The following is a 19,200-nucleotide window of genomic DNA, read 5'->3' as shown; positions in this document are numbered from 1 at the left end:
GCATAGTTCGGAAATATCAACTACGCCCCATCCTTCCCAAGCCCTTCCAGCAAGGGCACAAAACGGACAGGCAACAATTCATCATAGTCCAGCCCGGTTTCGGTTCGCCTGACCCGGATCAAAGTCTGAACCGCATCCGACTGGCCCACCGGCAACACCATAATACCGCCGATTTTAAGTTGCGCCAAGAGCGGCCCGGGCGGGTCTTCCGCAGCGGCGGTTACAATGATCCGATCGAACGGGGCCTGCTCGGGCAGACCGTACGATCCATCCGACAGCATGGCCGTTACATTTGTCAGGCCCAGTTCGCGAAACAACTCACCGGTTTCGCGCACCAGGCGCTTGTGGCGTTCTACTGTGTAGACCCGCCGCGCCAGCTTCGCCAGGATCGCCGCCTGATAGCCCGAGCCGGTTCCGATCTCCAGAACTGTGTCCCTTGGCCGAACCTCCAGCGCCTGCGTCATAAGCCCAACGACCGACGGCTGGCTGATCGTCTGACCACATGCAATCGGCAGGGGCGTATCCTCATAGGCGCGTTCCGCGAACAGGCCCTTGACAAAGCGGCCCCGGTCGATCTGTTCCATCGCCGCCAGAACGCGCGCATCCGTCACCCCGCGTTTACGCAGGGCGAACAGGAACTGCATGGTTGTTTCAGGGTTCAGTCCGCTCATTCGATCGCCTTCAGCGCCTCCAGCGTATCATGCGCCGTCAGGTCTGCCCGCATCGGCGTGACCGAGATGTAGCCTTCCAGATTGACCGCCGCGTCGGTCCCCGGAGCAGTCGGGTTATGCTGATACCCGCCCTTGATCCACAAGAACCGCCGCCCCGAGGGCGAACTGTGCGGTTCCACTGAAAAGCATGTGTCCCGGCGATACCCCTGCGCTGCGACACGGGTGCCCAACACTTCATTCGCAGGCACTGGTGGGAAATTCACGTTGTAGAACAACCGGTAATCGCCCTGCTCTTGCGGTGTCGCATCCAGAATGCGCCGGACAAGATCCGCGCCGAACCGGCCAGCGGCCTCGAACGGATCCTCGAGGCCCAGATTCCGGGGGCCAAAATATTGCGACAGGGCAATCGCAGGCACGCCCTGTAGTGCCGCCTCCATCGCGCCGCCGATGGTCCCGGAATACAGCGTGTTCTCGGCCGAGTTGTTGCCCCGGTTGACGCCGGACAAAACCAGGTCGGGCTGCTGGTTCTTCATCACATCATGCAGGCCCGCAAGAACGCAGTCAGCGGGCGAGCCTTCGGCTGCAAAGCGACGCTCGCCCATTTTGGCGATCATCATGGGATGGGTATAGCTGATGCAATGACCAACGCCGGACTGTTCGAAGGCCGGTGCAACGACCCAGACCTCTCCGCCTGGCCCTGCCAGTTCGGCTGCAATAGCCTCAAGCGTGATCAATCCCGGCGCATTGATGCCGTCATCGTTGGTCAGAAGAATACGCATGTGCCCGAATTACCCCCGCGTTTCGCCCTTGATAGACCCAGCCCCACGCTGCGGCAAGCAATGCACGTCCGCAATCTGCGGCTTTCACGCACCACTTGGCACTAAACTGAGCCATAGCCCCTCAGACCGGGAATACGAAACACCGGTTGCGGCGAACCGTCAGCCACATGACCCGACCCGGGCTGGGTACAAAAACATTCGGAACAGTGGCTTTTAGGGTCGAGCCATCATGATCCATCTCAAACTCGACAAGGCTTTCATTGCCCAGAAAGCGCGCGCGCTGCACCACCCCCCGCGCAGCAACCCCATCCGTGTGCGTCGGCAGCGGCCCCTTGCCGCCCCGGTCGAAGTCCAGTCGCACATGCTGTGGTCGAAACACTATCTCGACATCGGTGCCATCCGGGACACCCGGCGCCAGAAACTGCCCGAAAGGCGTTTCCGCCAAAGCTCCGTTCACCTGCGAACGCAACACGTTGACATCGCTGAAAAAAGCAACAGCCGCCTTGTCTGCCGGACGCGTATACACGTTATACGGCGCGCCCTGCTGAATGATCTTGCCGCGGCGCATCAGGGCAATCTCATCGGCCATACGCATCGCCTCTTCGGGCTCGTGCGTTACAAGCACCACCGCCGCGTCTTCTTCCTTGAGGATGGCCAGCGTCTCATCCCGGATGCCATCGCGCAAACGATTGTCGAGGCCCGAAAAAGGCTCGTCCATCAACATGATGCGCGGGCGCGGTGCCAGCGCGCGGGCCAGCGCCACGCGTTGCTGCTCACCACCTGACAGGTGATGCGGAAACCCATCGATGAACCGCATCAGATCGACTTTGGTCAGCAGTTCCTCGACCCGGGCGCGTTTTTCCTCTTTCCGGCCTTTCAGACCGAACGCAACGTTGTCCGCCACGCTCAGATGGGGAAACAGGGCAAAATCCTGGAACATCAACCCGATCTCGCGCCGTTCCGGCGGGACACGGAAAACCGTGTCGCAGATCAGCTTGCCGTCGACGTAGATCTCGCCCGAGTCCTGCATCTCGACCCCGGCGATCATGCGCAGCGTAGTGGACTTACCACAGCCGGACGGTCCCAGCAGACATGTCACCTGCCCTGCCTGCACCGTCAGCGAGACGTTATCCACCACGACCTGACCGTCATAGCGCGCGACCAGATTGCGAATCTCCAGACGAGGAGGAGGAGTTTTCTCTACTGTCACCGATGAACCCCGTTGCCTTTCCCGATCAAATTCATCGGGCTTGGGCGGGGATAACAACCCCGCCCCTCAGGCGCAAGGGATCAGCAGCATCCACCAGAGGCGGCTTCTCCTGTGGCTTCGAACGGACTTTCGCCCCCGCAACCTTCGAAGATGCCATAATGAGTCGAGAAATCACCAATGAACTCGAAATGCCGTGCAAAGCGCGTATCGTGCAGCATCATCCAGGTGTTGCCGCAAACCGGGTAAACCTTGCCGGTTTCTATGGCATGGTGGTCGTCCAGCTCAAACAGATGCGGCGCGTTGGGAATGGTGCCCTTGTAGATCACGGCCTGACCGTAATCCTCGCAGGCAGGTTCCAGTTCAGGCAGCTTGAACAACCGGTAGGTGGCCGAAAGAAATTTCAGTGGCGCGACGCGCTCTTCCAGAACCGGATTTTCAATGGTCAGCGGACGATGCGTCACCCGGCGCGGATCACCAAATCCGGCCTTGCGCGCCATTGACAGGAAGTCGTTCCAGTACAAAGCCCCGGACAGGCACTCGCCGTACAGAACCTCATCCTCAGCCATGGCGGCAGGAACACGGCGGTCAGCGTACACGTCCGAGAAATACATCTCGCCGCCCTCTTTCAGCAGCCGATGCGCGCCACGCAGAACAGCATCCTTGTCGGTGGCCAGATTAATAACGCAGTTGGACACGATGATGTCGAACGATCCGGGCTCAAGATTCAGTTCGTCCAGCTTTTCGATGTAGCCGTGATGGAAATCCACATTGCTGGCGGCATATCCGAACGCATTCGCGTGATAGTCCTGATGCGCCCGCGCGACGTCCAGCTGTTCCGGCGTCATGTCCACGCCAACGACGCGGCCCTTTTCGCCGACCATGGCGGACAACGCATAAACGTCACGGCCCGCACCGCACCCCAGATCGAGGATCGACATTCCTTCCAGGTCCAGCGGCGCAATCAAGCCGCAGCCGTAGTACCGTGTCAGCACCTCGTCATGCACCCGGGATAGAATCTTCTTCAGATGATCCGGCATGTCATCGGGCGTGCAGCATGCGTTGGTCTGCAAATCCGAACTGCCTTGCAGGACTTCGCCATAATAGTTCTGTACCGCCTCATGCTTCATCACCGGAATCCTTTCCTCAGCCCCTGTTCAGCAGCTAGTGCAAGACCGGCTGGCGCGCAATCAGGCGACCGCCATTCTGACAAAAGCGTGAGAGCTTCTTGCCGTCTCAGCCCAGCAGTTCGAAATCCGCACCGGCGCGTATTTTTCCATTCACCTGAATCTCCAACCGGTGCATGCCCGGCACCAACCGAAAGGTGGTGGCATCGCCCTTCAGCTTGTGTTTCTTGGCCAGCCTCAGTGTGCCATCGCGCAGAACGGATTGCTTCAGCTTGTGAACCTTGGGTGAAACCTTTCCGCCAGGCCTCTGAAAATGAATGATATAATCAACCAAAACTGGTTGATCGCCTGAACCTCTCAGATCAACTGAAAACTCCAGCGCCTCACCAATCCGGGCTTCCCCATGCAGGTCAACCGCAACGATCAGTTCGGCATCGGGATCATAACCCAGCATCTTCATCGCCCTTGCATGGCCCGATTTCACCAGCCCGCGCAGGGCATGAGAGGTCATCCAGCTGAGCTCGTCAGCGTTCTGTCGGCCGTCCGCCTGCCAGATCTGCAATCGATCCAGAGCCAGGTCCGGGTCCGTTTTGGTGATATCGTTCAGATGGTTCGCCACAGACCGCGTGACATATCGTGTGTTGTCGCCGTGCAACCTGTCCAGCAGTGGCACCGGATCGCTCAACTCCAGCCCCACCGCCTGCCCCCAAGGCAATCGAGGCCGCGTGCCTTCACTGACCAGACGACGCACGTGATAACTGAAATGCAAGCACCAATCCTGCATTCTCTCGATCACAAGATCCGGGTGGGCGTTCAAAAACGGTCTGATCGCCCATTCCATCGAGAACCGCTGCGTCAGTTCCTCAAGTACATCCAGTGCCAGATCGGGGTAGTTCAGCCCTGCCGACACCACCCAATCACCCAAGGGCGCAAAGATGAAATCTCCGAAATCATCATCGGTCTTGTCCGGATCCAGAGGCGGCGGCAGCGCACGCAGGATCACCGGGGCCACATCAGGCAATTCACCGGGAGCTGCATGTTGCAGGCACTCGGCAATCCAGGCCATCCGCTCTTTCAACTCAAGTTCTGGCAACCGCTGCATGACACGCGCCTGAAAGGCAGGTGCGTCAAAACCAGCATCAGAAGCAGAGAATAAACCCGCAAGATAGCTGATTTTTTCCGCGTTGAACAATTGGTCCTTAAGTGAAAACCCCTGCGCCATGCTCACATCGTCAGATTGGTGCCGCCGCCATCCAGCAGGATGTTCTGTCCAACGATGAACCCGGCATGTTGCGAGCACAAAAATGCACATGCCGCGCCGAATTCCTGCCGCGTGCCATATCGCCGGGCAGGAATGGTCGCCTCGCGTTCCGCGCGCGCCTCATCCATTGAAATCCCCTTCTGCGTCGCCACGCCGCCGTCCAGCGACACCGCGCGATCCGTGGCATGAATACCCGGCAGCAGATTGTTGATGGTAACCCCTTGCGGGGCCACCTGTCGGGACGTCCCGGCTACATAGCCGGTCAATCCGGTCCGCGCCGCGTTCGACAAACCCAGCGCCGGGATCGGCGCGCGCACGGATTGCGAGGTAATATTCACCACCCGGCCCCAGCCCTTGTCCATCATCCCCGGCAGCAGTGCCTTCATGAACGCAATCGGCGTCAGCATGTTGCTGTCCAGCGCCTTGATAAAATCATCCCGATCCCAGTCCGACCACAATCCGGGCGGTGGACCACCGGCATTTGTCACAAGAATATCAACACCCTGCGCGGCGTCTATCACTTGGCGCTGCCCCTCGGCCGAGGTCACGTCGCAGGCCACCGTCAGCACGTCAACGCCATGTTCCATTCGCAACCGGGCGGCTTCGGCCTCCAAAGCGTCCGCCCCGCGCGCGTTCATCACCAGATCGACACCGGCTGCGGCCAGGGCTTCGGCACAGCCAAGACCCAAACCCTTGCTGCTGGCACAGACAAGTGCGCGTTTTCCACGTATTCCCAGATCCATCCGATCCTCCCCATCTGTTGTTGCCCGCATGTCTAGCACCGGCCAGACAGGGAAGACCAGAAGTCAAAGCGCGTCAGTAAAAGAACTCTTCGCGCACGATCTTTCCATTGGCGACGTGATAGATGCCTACCTCTTTCATGTCGAAGCTTTCACCGCTTTCCTTGACCGTGCCCTGCACTTCAAAGATCACGGCAAACCGGTCGTCGCCGTGCGGGAACGGATCGCTGACGGATGCGCCGGACACCTCATGCGCACTTTCCCACCATTCATGCTTGCCCCGGATCGCATCGCGGCCATGGGTTTCACGGCCCATGCCTTCCATTTCATGCGCTTCTACCGAAACAGCATCCTGCGCATAGAGTTTCTCCAAATTCTCCTTGGCCCGGTTTTCGCGGCAACCGGCAACCAGTTCGTCGGCAATCTCTTTCAAATTCATCGATCTTCTCCGAAATTTGTTCACTATATGTTCTTATTGCCATAACGGTATGATTCGAACCAGCCCCTTTGTCTTGCCTCGGCGGGATTCCACGCCTATACGCGCGCTCATGCTTGATACCGCCTCGAACCAACCCGTATTGCCGCCCGAGATTGCCCGGCGCCGGACATTTGCCATCATCTCGCACCCGGATGCGGGCAAAACAACGCTGACTGAAAAGTTCCTGTTGTACGGGGGCGCAATTCAGATGGCTGGCCAGGTGCGCGCCAAGGGTGAGGCGCGGCGGACGCGTTCGGACTTCATGCAGATGGAGAAGGATCGCGGTATTTCCGTCTCCGCCTCTGCGATGTCGTTCGATTATGGAAACTTTCGGTTCAATCTGGTGGACACGCCCGGTCACTCGGACTTCTCAGAGGATACCTATCGCACGCTGACAGCCGTGGACGCGGCGGTGATGGTCATCGACGGCGCAAAGGGCGTTGAAAGCCAGACGCAGAAACTGTTCGAGGTTTGCCGCCTGCGCGATCTGCCCATCCTGACCTTCTGCAACAAGATGGACCGCGAAAGCCGCGATACGTTCGAGATTATCGACGAAATTCAGGAAATGCTGGCCATTGACGTCACGCCCGCCGCGTGGCCTATCGGTGTCGGGCGCGACTTTATCGGCTGCTACGACATGCTGCGCGACCGGCTGGAACTGATGGACCGGGCCGACCGCAACAAGGTGGCCGAAAGCATTCAGATCGACGGGCTGGACGACCCCAAACTGGCCGAGCATGTGCCCGAACACTTGCTGGAAAAGCTGCTGGAAGAGGTCGAAATGGCGCGCGAACTGCTGCCCGCCCTGGACCCGCAGGCGGTACTGGAAGGCCACATGACCCCGATCTGGTTCGGCTCGGCGATCAACTCGTTCGGCGTTAAGGAACTGATGGAGGGCATCGGTGCATACGGACCGCAGCCGCAGGTTCAGTCCGCTGAACCGCGTCAGATCGCGCCCGACGAAAAGAAGGTCGCCGGGTTTGTATTCAAGGTTCAGGCCAATATGGACCCAAAGCACCGCGACCGTGTGGCGTTCGTGCGCATGGCTTCTGGCCATTTCAAGCGCGGCATGAAGCTGACGCATGTGCGATCGAAAAAACCGATGGCGATCTCGAACCCCGTCCTGTTCCTGGCCTCCGACCGCGAATTGGCGGAAGAAGCCTGGGCTGGGGACATCATCGGCATTCCGAACCACGGCCAACTTCGCATCGGCGACACGCTTACAGAAGGCGAAGCGCTGCGCGTGACCGGCATCCCATCGTTCGCTCCGGAGTTGTTACAAGGTGTTCGCGCAGGCGACCCGATGAAGGCGAAGCACCTTGAAAAGGCTCTGATGCAGTTTGCCGAAGAAGGCGCGGCCAAGGTGTTCAAACCCTCGATCGGCTCGGGTTTCATCGTAGGCGTCGTTGGCGCGCTGCAATTCGAAGTCCTCGCCAGCCGGATCGAGATGGAATATGGCCTGCCCGTGCGTTTCGAAGCGTCGCAGTTCACCAGTGCCCGCTGGGTCAGCGGCGACAAGCCCGAAGTTGAAAAGTTCGTGAATGCCAACAAGCAGCACATCGCCCATGACCACGATGGTGACATTGTCTATCTGACCCGCTTGCAATGGGACATCGACCGGGTCGTCCGCGACTATCCAGCGCTGAACCTGACGGCGACCAAAGAGATGATGACCTGAGCCCTTGCCTGCTCTAACCTGCAGGCAAGAAGGCGAAACCGGGCACGGCATGGCAAGAAAACCAACCTGGGGCATTGTGTCCACAATTCGGGGTCCGGCTCCGGATATCCTCGGATTTGCGGCCTATCACCTCGATCTGGGGCTGGACCGGATGTACCTTTTTCTGGACGAACCCAATCCGCAGGCTTTCGAAGCCCTCCGGGTCCATCCAAAGATAGACGTGTGGGTCTGTGACGCCGCATTCTGGGAAAGGCGAAAGCGGGACCGCCCGGACAAACACCAGGTGCGCCAGACAGCAAACGCCACCTACACGTACCGCAAGACAGACCTGAACTGGCTGGCCCATATCGACCTGGACGAGTTCCTTTGGCCGAAACGCCCGGTTCCAGACCTGCTGGCGCAGGTTCCAGATGACATTCCCGCCGCCCGCACCCGCCCGATCGAGGCGCTGGCGACCGGCAAAGATCTGTACAAGGCCTTTATTCCCAAAGGCCGGGGCCGCGACACGCTGGTGCAAACCCTTTATCCCACCTACGGCGCTTTTGTTCTGGGCGGTTTCCTCAGCCACATCCAGGGCAAGCTGTTCGTTCGTACCGGCATGTCGAAGATCAACTTTCGCATCCACAACCTGTTCCAAAACGGGGAAATTCTGCGCGATTGCGTGGAACTGGACGGCATGGACCTTTGCCACCGCCATGCGCCCGACTGGGAACACTGGCTGGCCCACTATCCGTTCCGGATCGCACGCGGATCCTATCAGCCCGGCATGTCGCCGAATGTCGCGCGCGAACGTGGCGGCGTGAACATGAATGAACTTCTGGGCATGATCGAAGCAGAAGATGGCATGGATGGGCTACGCCGCTTTTTTGACGAGATGAGCGGCGCAGACCCCGCGACACGCACCCGGCTGGAAGATCACGGCATGATCCGGCACCGACCCCTTGATCTGGACGCAAAAGTCGCGAAACACTTTCCCGGAACCAATTGAATTGTTGCGGAAAACTGAATACACGCCTTTGGCGCCTCCAGATTAACCGCTCTTCATTTGACCTGGTGTTACGATTTTGTTATGTCCCGCCCAAGCCGAAATGCGCATGGGGCGCATGGCCATCCGGGCCCGGCATTTTACAGACGCGCGGGCCAGGTCAAGTGTCCGCATGAACCGGACGTATATGACAAAGTTTAACGAACTGAACCTGAACCCGAAGGTCCTCAAGGCTATTGAGGAAGCCGGATACGAAACACCCACTCCGATCCAGGAAGGCGCGATTCCACCTGCGCTTGAGGGCCGCGATGTGTTGGGGATCGCCCAGACCGGTACTGGCAAAACCGCCAGCTTTACCCTGCCGATGATCACCCTGCTGGCCCGTGGCCGCGCGCGTGCACGTATGCCGCGCTCGCTGGTGCTGTGCCCGACCCGGGAACTGGCCGCTCAGGTGGCGGAAAACTTCGACACCTATTCCAAGCACCTGAAACTAACCAAAGCGCTGCTAATCGGCGGTGTCAGCTTCAAGGAGCAGGAAGCGCTGATTGATCGGGGGGTCGATGTTCTGATCGCCACGCCGGGCCGCCTGCTGGACCATTTCGAACGCGGCAAGTTGTTGCTGACCGGCGTGCAGATCATGGTGGTAGACGAAGCCGACCGGATGCTGGATATGGGATTCATCCCCGATATCGAACGCATCTTCTCGCTGACGCCGTTCACCCGGCAGACCCTGTTCTTCTCGGCCACCATGGCGTCCGAGATCGAACGGATTACCGACACTTTCCTGTCTGCCCCCGCCCGGATCGAGGTTGCACGTCAGGCCACCGCGTCCGAGACCATCGAGCAGGGCGTGGTCATGTTCAAAGGTGGTCGCCGCGACCGTGAAGCCAGCAACAAACGCAAGGTTCTGCGTGCGCTGATCGACTCCGAAGGCGACAAATGCACCAACGCGATCATCTTCTGCAACCGGAAGACCGACGTGGATATCTGCGCGAAATCGCTGAAGAAATACGGCTACAATGCCGCCGCCATCCATGGCGATCTGGACCAGTCGCAACGGATGAAAACACTGGACGGTTTCCGCGACGGCTCTCTGCGCCTGCTGGTCGCCTCCGACGTGGCGGCACGCGGCTTGGATATTCCATCGGTCAGCCATGTGTTCAATTTCGACGTACCGGGCCATGCCGAGGATTACGTCCACCGCATTGGCCGCACAGGCCGCGCCGGGCGTGAGGGCAAGGCCATCACGATCTGCTCGGGCCGCGATGAAAAGGCACTGGATGCGATTGAAAAACTGATCCAGAAGGATATTCCGCGCATCGACAACCCGGTCAAAGATGAACCCAAACCGGACACCCCGAAGCCCGAGAAGAAATCCAGATCTTCAGAAGGCCGAAAAAGTGAAGGCAAGCGGGAAAAAGAACCCAAACCCCGCGGGCGCAACCGTCACGAGGACAACGGCCCATCAGTCGTGGGCATGGGCGATCACCTGCCAAGCTTCATCGCCCTCAGCTTTGATGAACGCCGCGCGGGCTAGATCGCCAGCACCAACGCCAAAATTGATATTCCAAGCAAAGACATCCCGGCGATCTCACGCCGGGTGATGGTTTCGCGGAAAAACAGCAACGAAGCCAGCAGGCTGAGGATCAATTCCACCTGCCCCAACGCTTTGACGTAGGCCGCATTTTGCAGCGTGAACGCAAAGAACCAGCAGAACGAACCACACAAGCTGGTCAGCCCGACAAAAACACCGGTTCGCCGGGTGTCCCAAACGGCCCGCAATTCGGCCCGGTCACGCCATAGCAGCCACAGTCCCATGCTGAGGAACTGAAACATGATCACGGCGGCCAGCGTGACCAGCGCGCGGAACCACGCATCCAGATCGCCCAATTGCATCGATGCACCGCGATAACTGACTGACGAAAAGGCAAAAAGCACGCCGGATCCCAACCCCAGTTGGGACGCCTTGTTGGTCAGGTGGCGCCACCACTCTCCGTCGCCGCCCGGTGTTTTGGACAACAAGAACACCGCCGCCAAACCCAGCAGGATGGCAATTAATGCCCCTGATGAAACCTGATCGCCAAGGATCAGGAAACCGACGATAGCCGTCTGAATCACTTCGGTTTTCTTAAAGGTGATACCCACAGCAAAATTGCGCTGTTTGAACAGAGCTACGACGCAGATCGTCGCCAGAATCTGAGTGGTCCCGCCAAGAACCGCAAACATCCAGAACTTCGCGGATAAATGTGGCAGTGCAAAACCGGTCGATTGCATGGCAACGATCAGGCCGATGACGGCCAGCGGCATCGAATAGGCAAACCGCGCGAATGTGGCGCCTGCCGCACTCAGTTGAATGCGGCTCAGTGATTTTTGCAGCATGAACCGCACGGTCTGAAACGCAGCGGCCGCAACGGTGACGGGAATCCATAGGCTCATGGCTTCCCTTTTGTCCTTAAATCAACCCTTTGGCCAGAGAGGATGCGCCACCGGATCTTTGGCGCTCCAGAAATACTGACGGAAGATTTGTCCGTAAGAACGATAGACATAGGCCTCGTTGCAGGCCAGATACCGTTCCTTGTTATTCCGGTAAAGCGCAGGCAGCTGATACCACGGTGTGCCCGGGTTCATATGATGAACGACGTGCAGGTTGTTGTTCAGAAACAGAAAAGCCAACGGACCGCGATCTTCGACGATAACGGTTCGGGCCCGCGATTTCTCATGCGCGCGATGCTCCAGAAAAGTGCGGATCTTTACCAGTGCCAGCCCAATATAGGCCGAAATGACAAACGCCCAGACCGGCATGGCAGACGCAGCAGCAATCCACAACACCATGGCCACCCCAGGCAGATGCAATGCCCATGCCAGCAAAATGGCCGGATCGCCACGCAGCGCCCCGCGCAACTCATCGCGAAAGAACGCGGTCTGGCCAATAAGCGGCCCCAGAACCATGCGGCCCAAAAGTGTGTTATTGGCGCTGTAAACCAGCTTTTGCCAGCCGGCCAAAGACTCCCATACCTTGGGGTCCAGATAGTTGGTTTCGGGGTCATCATAGGGGTCGGTCAGTGCCGCATCACGATGATGCGCAAGATGCATATCCCGGAACCGGTTATAGGGAATGAACAATGTCAGCGGCAGCGCCATTAGCGCCTCGTTCACCCATTTGGTTCGAAACGGATGGCCATGCAAAGCCTCGTGAGTCAGGGAAGAATGCAGTGCCGCTATGACCCCCATTGCCGGGATGGCCAGCCAAAGGCTCCAGGACGCCATGAAGAAGACTGTCAGCAACCACGCCCCGTAACAGGCAAGAATCAATGCGAAAGTGCGCCACTCGGGACCGGAACGCTCAGACATCACGCCCCCATGTGATGCCGGCCCAGACACGTTCGTAAATCACATACAGGGTCAGTCCGATGGCTGTGTTGATGATTGCCAGCGTACCGCCAACTGCCGCCGATCCGGTTGCGATCAGCCCGACCAGCGTCATCATTGCCAGTCCCATCGCATTCCAAACCACAGCCTTCACGACTGATCTGCGCCGTGTCTCCATTCCGTCACCCATAGTCTTGTTATGTTTCAAGATTTATCGGCAACAGAGGGGCGTGAGAATTCTGAATATGATTAACAAAACTCATCAAACGTGATATTTATTATCACATGCAGGAAAAAATCGACAAACGAGATCGCGCTGCGCAGTTTCGTCTGCGTCTGGCCCGCGCCATGGAAGAACGCGGTGTCAGTCAAAGCGCACTGGCCCGGGGAATCGGTGTGGACCGATCCACAGTTTCACAGCTTTTGGCCGACGCGGGCGCCCGACTGCCTAACGCGCATGTAGTTGGCAGTTGCGCTTCGGCGCTTGGTGTTTCGGCGGACTGGCTGCTCAGCCTCTCCAACCGCCCCGAAAGCGCGGCAGAGCTGCTGGCCAGCTCCCTGACCATGGCCGAAGCCCCCCGCGCCCTGGTTGATGAGCGTATCTTTGAGTGGCATCAGGAAGCGGCGGGATACAAGATCCGCTATGTCCCGGCCACCCTGCCCGACATGCTGAAAACCCGCGCCGTTCTGGAATGGGAATACGCCCCCCATCTGGGTCGTACGGCCGATCAGGCGATCGGTGCGTCTGCCGACCGGCTGGCGTGGATGCGCAGTGCGCAATCGGACTATGAGATCGCGATGCCGCTTTATGAAATCCACAGTTTTGCCCACGGCACGGGCTACTATCAGGATCTGCCTTTGCGGGTCCGACTGGATCAGATCGATCACCTGCTGGAACTCTGCGAATTGCTTTATCCACGATTGCGCATCTATCTGTTTGATGCCAAACGGCTCTATTCCGCACCAGTCACGATATTCGGCCCCCTTCTGTGCGTTTTCTACGCCGGCAGCCATTACATGGCTTTCCGCGACCGTGACCGGGTCGAGGTTTTCACCCGCCATTTCGATACCCTGATCCGCGAGGCCGACCTGACCGCCCGCGATTTTCCGGATCATCTGCGGCAATTCAGGTCAGCGATCTCAGGTCCATCTCAGACGCAGTGATGCAGCCTGGCAGTTCCTGTGTTATGGTGCCTTCGCGCGAACGTTTGGGACATCCGATCACAAGACGGAGGACTACAGGAATGGACGCACTGAAAACGGCAGAATACGCACGCGCCCTCTATACCGCGCACGGCGACCGGGCCGAGGCGGAGGCCGCTCAGAAAATGCGCGAATGCGAAGCTTCCGGTAACACACAGGAAGCTCAGGACTGGCAGGCCGTGCGCAGCGCTATTCGTCAGTTGCGTGGCCCAAATCAGGCCTGACGCTTAGACTTTGGGGTCGGGGTTGACGGTGTGACCATCCACGGCAATCACCTGCCCCGACACCAGCCTTGCCGCATCCGAGGCGAGAAAGACCGCCATATTGGCGATATCCTGCGCCTCGACGAATCGGCCCATCGAGGTGCCCGCGGCATAGCCTTCGTAAACCTGGTCGCGGGTCATTCCCTTGGCCGCAGCCTCACGCTGCAAAACGCCCTCCATTCGGGGGCCTTCGACAGCGCCCGGGCAGATTGCATTGGCGCGTATACCGTGCGGCCCCAGCTCCATCGCCAGCGTCTTCATCAACCCGATCACGGCCCATTTCGCCGCTGAATAAGGCGCGCGAAACGGATACCCATATTGTCCGGCCGTCGAAGACGTCAGGATAATGCTTCCCGTCCGCGCCGATTTCATCATCGGGACCGCATGTTTGGCTGCCAGAAATGCGCCGTCCAGATTGACCGCGACACAGGACCTCCAGGCGGCCAGATCGATATCCTCGATCGCGTCAGTCGGCCCTGCGATCCCCGCATTGGCGCACAGCACGTCCAGACCGCCTGCTGCACCGGCCGCCTGAAAGACGGCGCTCATGTCGTTCTCGCTGGTCACATCCGTCCAATGCGCCGTCCAGTGATCCGGCAAGGCCTGCAGCGCCGCCTGATCGATATCCGTCACCCAGACCTCATAGCCTTCCGCGTCAAACGCATCGGCCATGGCACGACCGACGCCCGCGGCGCCGGCCGTGACCAGAACCCGCTGGGTCATGACGGTTTCCGAATGGCCACACCCGCACCTTCGGGGTATGGCAGATCAGCCTGCGCGGCGGCAATTCGCGCCATCGCATCCTCAATTTCGGCCGAAGGCGCGCTGGGGCGGCGGGTTTCCAGACTGACATGCAGCAAAAAGCTCTCACCCGTTGCCAGCAGCTTGTCGCCCTCGTACATGCTGTGGAAAACGTGCAGCTTCTTGCCCTGACCCAACAGCATCTGCGTGCGCACTTCAATCTTTGCGCCCGCATGGACTTCGTCGATATAGCGAAGGTGGTTCTCAGCGGTGAAATAGCTGCCGCCCGAGGCGATGTAATCCGCGTCACAGCCAATGATCTCCATGAACCGGTCGGTCGCCGCAGCAAAAGCCTCGAGGTATTTGGCCTCGTTCATGTGACCGTTGTAATCGGTCCAGTCCAGCGGCACCGCCCGCGACAGGGTCAGGATCGGCTGGCTGAGATCCGCCTGATCCAGCGTCGGCAGCGCGCCGGGCCGCAGCATTGCGTCATGCTGGTTCAGCACTGCACCAGCCCCGTAATTCTGCAGCTTCAGCGCCCGCATCATCCCGACAAGGTTGTTGTCGCGGATACGCTCCAGTTCTCGGATTGAGTGCATCCCGGATTGCGCATCGGACTGTTCGGCGATCATGTCGACCAGTTCATCGGTAAATTCCGGCACGTCCATCAGCTTGGTCCAGGGCCATTGCAGGGCTGGTCCAAACTGCGCCATGAAATGCCGCATCCCGGCCTCGCCCCCGGCCACGCGATAGGTTTCGAACAGCCCCATCTGCGCCCAGCGGATGCCAAAGCCCATACGGATCGCCTCATCGATCTCTTCCGTGGTCGCAATGCCATCCTTGACCAGCCACAGCGCCTCACGCCAGACGGCCTCGAGAAACCGGTCTGCTATATGCGCGTCGATCTCTTTCTTGACATGCAGCGGGAAGAAGCCGACCGACGTCAGCATTTCCTTGGCCTTTGCAACAAGCTCGGGCGCGTTCTTCTCGGTCGGCACCAGTTCGATCAACGGCAGCAGATACACCGGATTAAACGGGTGCGTCACGACGATCTGCTCGGGGCGCAGTGCGCCTTCCTGCAACTCCGAAGGCTTGAAGCCGCTGGTCGAGGACCCAATGATCGCGCCCGGATCACACGCCTCCTGCAACCCCTTGTAAACCTTCAATTTCAGCTCTAGCCGCTCGGGCACGCTTTCTTGAATCCAGTCCGCACCCCTGACGGCATCGGCCATATCCTCATGAAAGCTCAGCGCCCCTTCGGCCGGCAAAGGCACATCGCTGAGTCCCGGCAACGAGCGACGTGCATTGTCCAGCACTTCGCCAATTTTGCGCTCGGCTTCCGGGTCCGGGTCGAACACCCGAACATCCCAGCCATTCAGCAGAAACCGTGCGGCCCATCCGCCGCCGATTACACCACCACCAATGATCGCCGCTGTTTTCATGTCATCCTGCCAGTTGAACGCGCATATTTCATCTTTTTCAAAATACTCCGCGGGTTTGGGGGCTGGGCCCCCAAGTATCGCTCCGTTCTCACTTCGCTACCGGAGCCCGTTTAACCAGCCCCAGCTTTTCACGCACTTCCTGCGGTCCGATCACCCGTGCACCCATGTTTTCGATGATGTTGCCCGCGCGCTCCACCAACTGCCAGTTCTCGGCAAGCACGCCTTTCTCCAGCCACAGATTGTCTTCCAGCCCGACGCGCACATTGCCGCCCGCCAGAACCGAGGCGGCAACAAACGGCATCTCGTTCCGTCCCAGCGAGAACGCGCTGAAGGTCCAGTCATCCGGCACATTGTTCACCATCGCCATGAACGTGTTCAGATCATCCGGCGCGCCCCACGGGACGCCCATGCACAGCTGGACCAGGGCGTTGGGTTCCAGAATACCTTCCTTGACCAGTTGCTTGGCAAACCACAGATGGCCGGTGTCAAACGCCTCGATTTCCGGCTTCACGCCCAGGTCCGTCATCATCTTGCCCATCGCGCGCAACGCACCGGGCGTGTTTGTCATGACGTAATCGGCTTCGGCAAAGTTCATGGTGCCGCAGTCCAGCGTGCAGATTTCGGGCAGACACTCTGCAACATGGGCCACACGCTCGGACGCACCGATCATGTCCGTTGCGGCTTCATTGACAGGGAACGGGTTCTCAATCCCGCCAAACACGATGTCTCCGCCCATGCCGGCGGTCAGGTTCAGGACCGCATCAACCTCGGCATCGCGAATGCGGTCGGTGACCTCGCGATAAAGGGCCAGGTCACGCGACGGTGCGCCAGTTTCCGGGTCGCGCACGTGGCAATGCACCACCGCTGCGCCAGCCTTGGCCGCGGCAATCGCACTTTCGGCGATCTGCTTGGGCGAGCGCGGCACATGCGGGCTGCGATCCTGCGTCCCGCCCGATCCGGTGACAGCACAGGTGATGAAGACTTCGCGGTTCATTTCCAGAGGCATTGCGTTTTCCCCAAGTTATACCCGGATTCACCTTGGGTTTTCCCCAGGCTTTTCCCCGGATTCTGATTTGCGTTGCTGCCGACTCTGACGCAGCCTTGGGAAAACACTTGCCAGAATGCGAATCGAACTTGATGAAATCCGCAAAAAACATACTTCAGCCCGAACATCGCGCCCTAAAAACGGCGGTACTTGTGCTGGGCGAATGCAACACGCTCAGCTTCGCTTCGGCCGTTGATCCAATGCGCGCGGCCAACCGTCTGGCAGACCGCCCGGCCTTTGACTGGGATTACGTCACCGCAACGGCTGAACCTGCAATGCTAACCAGCGCCCTGCAGGTGCCCGGGATCCCCCTGGCCCGGCTGCAAAGCTGCGAGTTGATGATTGTCGTCGCCGGGTTCCAGCTCGCCCGCCATGCCACGCCCAGTCTGCTGGCTGGCCTGCGTCGCATTGCCGGCACCGGCGCCACCATGGCCGGTATCGATGGCGGACCGTGGCTGCTGGCCGAAGCCGGTCTGCTAAACGGCCACCCTGCCACAACGCATTGGGAAGACCTCAGCAGTTTCGCCGCGCGGTTCCCCGAAGTCGACGTCCGCCCGGACCGTTTCACCGTGTCAGAAGGCCGCCTGACTTCGGGTGGTGCGATTCCCGCAGTCGAAATGATGCTTCACATCATAGCCGCCCGCCATGGCGCGGGCTTCGCCGCGCGCGTATCGGGCCTGTTCCTCTACGAAGGCGCGCCGCAACCTTCGAAACCCCAAAGCCGCACCGGCGCACCGCATCGCCATTCTGCCCTGACCGCCCGCGCCAATTCGCTGATGGAATCCTCGCTCGACGAACCACTGCCGCTGGCCTATATCGCCGACCGTCTGGGCACCAGTCCCCGCACCCTGCAACAACAGTTCCGTCTGCGCCTGAACACCACGCCGCAGGACCACTACCTGCAATTGCGCCTGGCCGAGGCGCGCCGCCTTGTTACCGACACGGACATGCCACTGATGGATGTGGCCCTGGCCACCGGCTTCGCCTCACAATCCAGCTTTGCCCGCGCCTTCCGTACGGCCCACGGCCTCTCGGCCCGTGACCTGAGGCAAGACCGGACCCAGCCCACGCATCACTGACCAAAACTGACCAAACCAGTCAATTGTTCAGAAAGACCTCGAGGAAGACACTGCTGGCGACGGGGGCTGCGCCCCTAGAACGGCATCGGAAGGGCCCGGTGCGCTTGATTTATCTCGGCCAGAACGTCCGTCGACAATTCAAGATCGGCACCGCGCAGAATATGCTCCAGCTGCACGACGCTCGTGGCCCCGAAGATGGCTGACATCATGAAAGGTCGGGTCCGGCACCAGGCCAGCGCCATGTGAACCGGGTCCAACCCGTGGCGATCCGCGATCTCGAGGTAGGCCGTCACTGCGTCAAAGACACGCGCGGACTTGCGTCCCCCCATTGCGGGCACCAGCGACATGCGCGATCCGGCCGGCACGGCCCCATTCTGGTATTTGCCAGTCAGGAACCCTGCGGCCAAAGGGGAAAATGCCATCAGGCCCACATCCTCGTGTACGCTCAACTCGCCCAGGTCGGTGTCGAAGTGGCGGCAGAGCAGCGAATACTCGTTTTGTACAGACGCGACCCGTGGCGCGCCTGTCTGTTCGGCCAGCCGCAGCCACTGTGCCGTGCCCCAGGCGCTTTCGTTCGACAGGCCGAATGCGCGGATATTGCCCTTGTCCACCTGCGCCTGCAGCGCCGTAAGGCACTCCTGCATGTTCTCCAGAACTTCTCCGGTATTCTGCCCCGATGGCGCATAATCCCAATTCTGCCGAAACATGTAGCTGCCGCGATTGGGCCAGTGAAACTGATAGAGGTCGATGCAATCCGTTTGCAACCGCCGCAGCGAGCCTTCGATGGCCTCGGGGATGGTCTGCCCGGTGATTGGCGCGCCGTCGCGGGCGTGGGCAAACCCCGCGCCGGAATGCTTGGTGGCCAACACATAGTCGCCCCGTCGTGACCGGTTTGCGGCATTCCAGTTGCCCAGAATTTCCTCGGTCCGCCCGACCGTTTCCTTCGAGACCGGGTTCACCGGATACATCTCGGCCGCATCCACAAAGTTGACCCCGGCATCCAACGCCAGGTCGATCTGCGCATGCGCCTCGGGTTCTGAAGTTTGCGTGCCAAACGTCATCGTGCCCAGACACAGGTCCGACACCATGATGCCCGTACGGCCCAGAGGCTTGGTTTTCATCCGTCACTCTC

20 protein-coding genes are annotated in these 19,200 nt (G+C 59.7%); 6 read left to right on the top strand and 14 right to left on the bottom strand.

Translation table 11 applies throughout. The features are described 5' to 3' along the window. Positions 1–20: 20 nt before the first annotated feature. The 7 genes from ACR1XU_RS02340 to ACR1XU_RS02310 form a co-directional block, all read right to left on the bottom strand. Positions 21–671, bottom strand: a complete 651-nt coding sequence (locus ACR1XU_RS02340) for a protein-L-isoaspartate(D-aspartate) O-methyltransferase (RefSeq protein WP_170610670.1) — start codon at positions 669–671, stop codon at positions 21–23. Next, positions 668–1,450, bottom strand: coding sequence for a 5'/3'-nucleotidase SurE (gene surE, locus ACR1XU_RS02335; protein ID WP_480905391.1), 783 nt, complete (start codon positions 1,448–1,450; stop codon positions 668–670). Before surE ends, ACR1XU_RS02340 begins: the two co-directional genes overlap by 4 nt. Before the next feature lie 121 nt (positions 1,451–1,571). Further along, positions 1,572–2,660 carry an ABC transporter ATP-binding protein gene (locus ACR1XU_RS02330; RefSeq protein ID WP_480905388.1) on the bottom strand — a complete coding sequence of 363 codons (1,089 nt, stop codon included), beginning with the start codon at positions 2,658–2,660 and terminating at the stop codon, positions 1,572–1,574. 80 nt (positions 2,661–2,740) lie between these two features. Beyond that, a complete protein-coding gene (locus ACR1XU_RS02325) occupies positions 2,741–3,787 on the bottom strand; it encodes a methyltransferase domain-containing protein (protein ID WP_480905385.1) in 1,047 nt (348 codons plus the stop codon). 106 nt (positions 3,788–3,893) lie between these two features. After that, the gene (locus tag ACR1XU_RS02320; RefSeq protein WP_480905382.1) at positions 3,894–5,006 is read right to left on the bottom strand and encodes a hypothetical protein; all 1,113 of its coding nucleotides are present in this window, start codon (positions 5,004–5,006) and stop codon (positions 3,894–3,896) included. A 2-nt stretch (positions 5,007–5,008) separates the two neighbouring features. Beyond that, positions 5,009–5,788, bottom strand: coding sequence for an SDR family oxidoreductase (locus ACR1XU_RS02315; protein WP_480905583.1), 780 nt, complete (start codon positions 5,786–5,788; stop codon positions 5,009–5,011). A 73-nt stretch (positions 5,789–5,861) separates the two neighbouring features. Continuing rightward, complete coding sequence (locus ACR1XU_RS02310; RefSeq protein ID WP_170610651.1) at positions 5,862–6,224, bottom strand: nuclear transport factor 2 family protein; 363 nt, start codon at positions 6,222–6,224, stop codon at positions 5,862–5,864. 109 nt (positions 6,225–6,333) lie between these two features. On the opposite strand from ACR1XU_RS02310, the gene ACR1XU_RS02305 reads away from it, so the two are divergent. The 3 genes from ACR1XU_RS02305 to ACR1XU_RS02295 all read left to right on the top strand — a co-directional run bounded on the left by ACR1XU_RS02305 (position 6,334) and on the right by ACR1XU_RS02295 (position 10,463). Beyond that, positions 6,334–7,941 (top strand): peptide chain release factor 3, encoded by a 1,608-nt coding sequence (locus tag ACR1XU_RS02305; protein WP_480905379.1) that lies wholly within the window; start codon positions 6,334–6,336, stop codon positions 7,939–7,941. A gap of 49 nt (positions 7,942–7,990) precedes the next feature. Next, on the top strand, positions 7,991–8,929 hold the full coding sequence (locus ACR1XU_RS02300; protein ID WP_480905376.1) for a glycosyltransferase family 2 protein: 939 nt from the start codon (positions 7,991–7,993) through the stop codon (positions 8,927–8,929). A 184-nt stretch (positions 8,930–9,113) separates the two neighbouring features. Continuing rightward, positions 9,114–10,463, top strand: a complete 1,350-nt coding sequence (locus ACR1XU_RS02295; RefSeq protein WP_170619159.1) for a DEAD/DEAH box helicase — start codon at positions 9,114–9,116, stop codon at positions 10,461–10,463. On the opposite strand, the gene ACR1XU_RS02290 is transcribed toward ACR1XU_RS02295, so the two are convergent. The 3 genes from ACR1XU_RS02290 to ACR1XU_RS02280 are packed head-to-tail and all read right to left on the bottom strand — an operon-like array spanning position 10,460 to position 12,473. Continuing rightward, the gene (locus ACR1XU_RS02290; RefSeq protein ID WP_170619158.1) at positions 10,460–11,362 is read right to left on the bottom strand and encodes an EamA family transporter; all 903 of its coding nucleotides are present in this window, start codon (positions 11,360–11,362) and stop codon (positions 10,460–10,462) included. The two genes, ACR1XU_RS02295 and ACR1XU_RS02290, sit on opposite strands and share 4 nt — an antisense overlap. A 21-nt stretch (positions 11,363–11,383) precedes the next feature. Then, on the bottom strand, positions 11,384–12,277 hold the full coding sequence (locus ACR1XU_RS02285) for a fatty acid desaturase (RefSeq protein ID WP_170610637.1): 894 nt from the start codon (positions 12,275–12,277) through the stop codon (positions 11,384–11,386). Continuing rightward, positions 12,270–12,473, bottom strand: coding sequence for a DUF2061 domain-containing protein (locus tag ACR1XU_RS02280; protein ID WP_170610965.1), 204 nt, complete (start codon positions 12,471–12,473; stop codon positions 12,270–12,272). The genes ACR1XU_RS02285 and ACR1XU_RS02280 overlap by 8 nt, the downstream gene beginning before the upstream one ends. Positions 12,474–12,580: 107 nt before the next feature. Between ACR1XU_RS02280 and ACR1XU_RS02275 the strand changes: the two genes are divergently transcribed. After that, entirely contained in the window at positions 12,581–13,459 is an 879-nt protein-coding gene (locus ACR1XU_RS02275) for a helix-turn-helix domain-containing protein (protein WP_480905373.1), read from the top strand. Between the two features lie 80 nt (positions 13,460–13,539). Next, positions 13,540–13,722 (top strand): hypothetical protein, encoded by a 183-nt coding sequence (locus ACR1XU_RS02270; RefSeq protein ID WP_170610632.1) that lies wholly within the window; start codon positions 13,540–13,542, stop codon positions 13,720–13,722. A gap of 3 nt (positions 13,723–13,725) precedes the next feature. Here ACR1XU_RS02270 and ACR1XU_RS02265 read toward each other — a convergent pair whose 3' ends face one another. The 3 genes from ACR1XU_RS02265 to bcoG form a co-directional block, all read right to left on the bottom strand. Then, entirely contained in the window at positions 13,726–14,484 is a 759-nt protein-coding gene (locus ACR1XU_RS02265) for an SDR family oxidoreductase (protein WP_480905371.1), read from the bottom strand. After that, positions 14,481–15,944, bottom strand: a complete 1,464-nt coding sequence (locus ACR1XU_RS02260) for a carnitine 3-dehydrogenase (protein ID WP_170610626.1) — start codon at positions 15,942–15,944, stop codon at positions 14,481–14,483. The genes ACR1XU_RS02265 and ACR1XU_RS02260 overlap by 4 nt, the downstream gene beginning before the upstream one ends. An 88-nt stretch (positions 15,945–16,032) precedes the next feature. Next, positions 16,033–16,950 carry a 3-dehydrocarnitine:acetyl-CoA trimethylamine transferase BcoG gene (bcoG, locus tag ACR1XU_RS02255; protein WP_170619157.1) on the bottom strand — a complete coding sequence of 306 codons (918 nt, stop codon included), beginning with the start codon at positions 16,948–16,950 and terminating at the stop codon, positions 16,033–16,035. Positions 16,951–17,081: 131 nt separating this feature from the next. On the opposite strand from bcoG, the gene ACR1XU_RS02250 reads away from it, so the two are divergent. After that, complete coding sequence (locus ACR1XU_RS02250; protein ID WP_480905368.1) at positions 17,082–18,068, top strand: GlxA family transcriptional regulator; 987 nt, start codon at positions 17,082–17,084, stop codon at positions 18,066–18,068. 74 nt (positions 18,069–18,142) lie between these two features. Here the strand turns inward: ACR1XU_RS02250 and ACR1XU_RS02245 are convergent, their stop codons facing one another. Beyond that, a complete protein-coding gene (locus tag ACR1XU_RS02245) occupies positions 18,143–19,189 on the bottom strand; it encodes an aldo/keto reductase (protein WP_480905365.1) in 1,047 nt (348 codons plus the stop codon). Positions 19,190–19,200 lie beyond the last annotated feature (11 nt).

Source organism: Ruegeria sp. D1(2025) (assembly GCF_056536425.1).
Note: the sequence above shows the minus strand (reverse complement) of the source record. Positions and strands in the feature narration are given on the sequence as shown.

Excerpts from the sequence above, each read along its gene's own strand:
- ACR1XU_RS02340 (WP_170610670.1), bottom strand. The coding sequence starts at position 671 with ATGAGCGGACTGAACCCTGAAACAACCATGCAGTTCCTGTTCGCCCTG.
- surE (WP_480905391.1), bottom strand. The coding sequence starts at position 1,450 with ATGCGTATTCTTCTGACCAACGATGACGGCATCAATGCGCCGGGATTG.
- ACR1XU_RS02325 (WP_480905385.1), bottom strand. The coding sequence starts at position 3,787 with ATGAAGCATGAGGCGGTACAGAACTATTATGGCGAAGTCCTGCAAGGC.
- ACR1XU_RS02320 (WP_480905382.1), bottom strand. The coding sequence starts at position 5,006 with ATGGCGCAGGGGTTTTCACTTAAGGACCAATTGTTCAACGCGGAAAAA.
- ACR1XU_RS02315 (WP_480905583.1), bottom strand. The coding sequence starts at position 5,788 with ATGGATCTGGGAATACGTGGAAAACGCGCACTTGTCTGTGCCAGCAGC.
- ACR1XU_RS02310 (WP_170610651.1), bottom strand. The coding sequence starts at position 6,224 with ATGAATTTGAAAGAGATTGCCGACGAACTGGTTGCCGGTTGCCGCGAA.
- ACR1XU_RS02305 (WP_480905379.1), top strand. The coding sequence starts at position 6,334 with ATGCTTGATACCGCCTCGAACCAACCCGTATTGCCGCCCGAGATTGCC.
- ACR1XU_RS02300 (WP_480905376.1), top strand. The coding sequence starts at position 7,991 with ATGGCAAGAAAACCAACCTGGGGCATTGTGTCCACAATTCGGGGTCCG.
- ACR1XU_RS02295 (WP_170619159.1), top strand. The coding sequence starts at position 9,114 with ATGACAAAGTTTAACGAACTGAACCTGAACCCGAAGGTCCTCAAGGCT.
- ACR1XU_RS02290 (WP_170619158.1), bottom strand. The coding sequence starts at position 11,362 with ATGAGCCTATGGATTCCCGTCACCGTTGCGGCCGCTGCGTTTCAGACC.
- ACR1XU_RS02285 (WP_170610637.1), bottom strand. The coding sequence starts at position 12,277 with ATGTCTGAGCGTTCCGGTCCCGAGTGGCGCACTTTCGCATTGATTCTT.
- ACR1XU_RS02280 (WP_170610965.1), bottom strand. The coding sequence starts at position 12,473 with ATGGAGACACGGCGCAGATCAGTCGTGAAGGCTGTGGTTTGGAATGCG.
- ACR1XU_RS02275 (WP_480905373.1), top strand. The coding sequence starts at position 12,581 with ATGCAGGAAAAAATCGACAAACGAGATCGCGCTGCGCAGTTTCGTCTG.
- ACR1XU_RS02270 (WP_170610632.1), top strand. The coding sequence starts at position 13,540 with ATGGACGCACTGAAAACGGCAGAATACGCACGCGCCCTCTATACCGCG.
- ACR1XU_RS02265 (WP_480905371.1), bottom strand. The coding sequence starts at position 14,484 with ATGACCCAGCGGGTTCTGGTCACGGCCGGCGCCGCGGGCGTCGGTCGT.
- ACR1XU_RS02260 (WP_170610626.1), bottom strand. The coding sequence starts at position 15,944 with ATGAAAACAGCGGCGATCATTGGTGGTGGTGTAATCGGCGGCGGATGG.
- bcoG (WP_170619157.1), bottom strand. The coding sequence starts at position 16,950 with ATGCCTCTGGAAATGAACCGCGAAGTCTTCATCACCTGTGCTGTCACC.
- ACR1XU_RS02250 (WP_480905368.1), top strand. The coding sequence starts at position 17,082 with ATGAAATCCGCAAAAAACATACTTCAGCCCGAACATCGCGCCCTAAAA.
- ACR1XU_RS02245 (WP_480905365.1), bottom strand. The coding sequence starts at position 19,189 with ATGAAAACCAAGCCTCTGGGCCGTACGGGCATCATGGTGTCGGACCTG.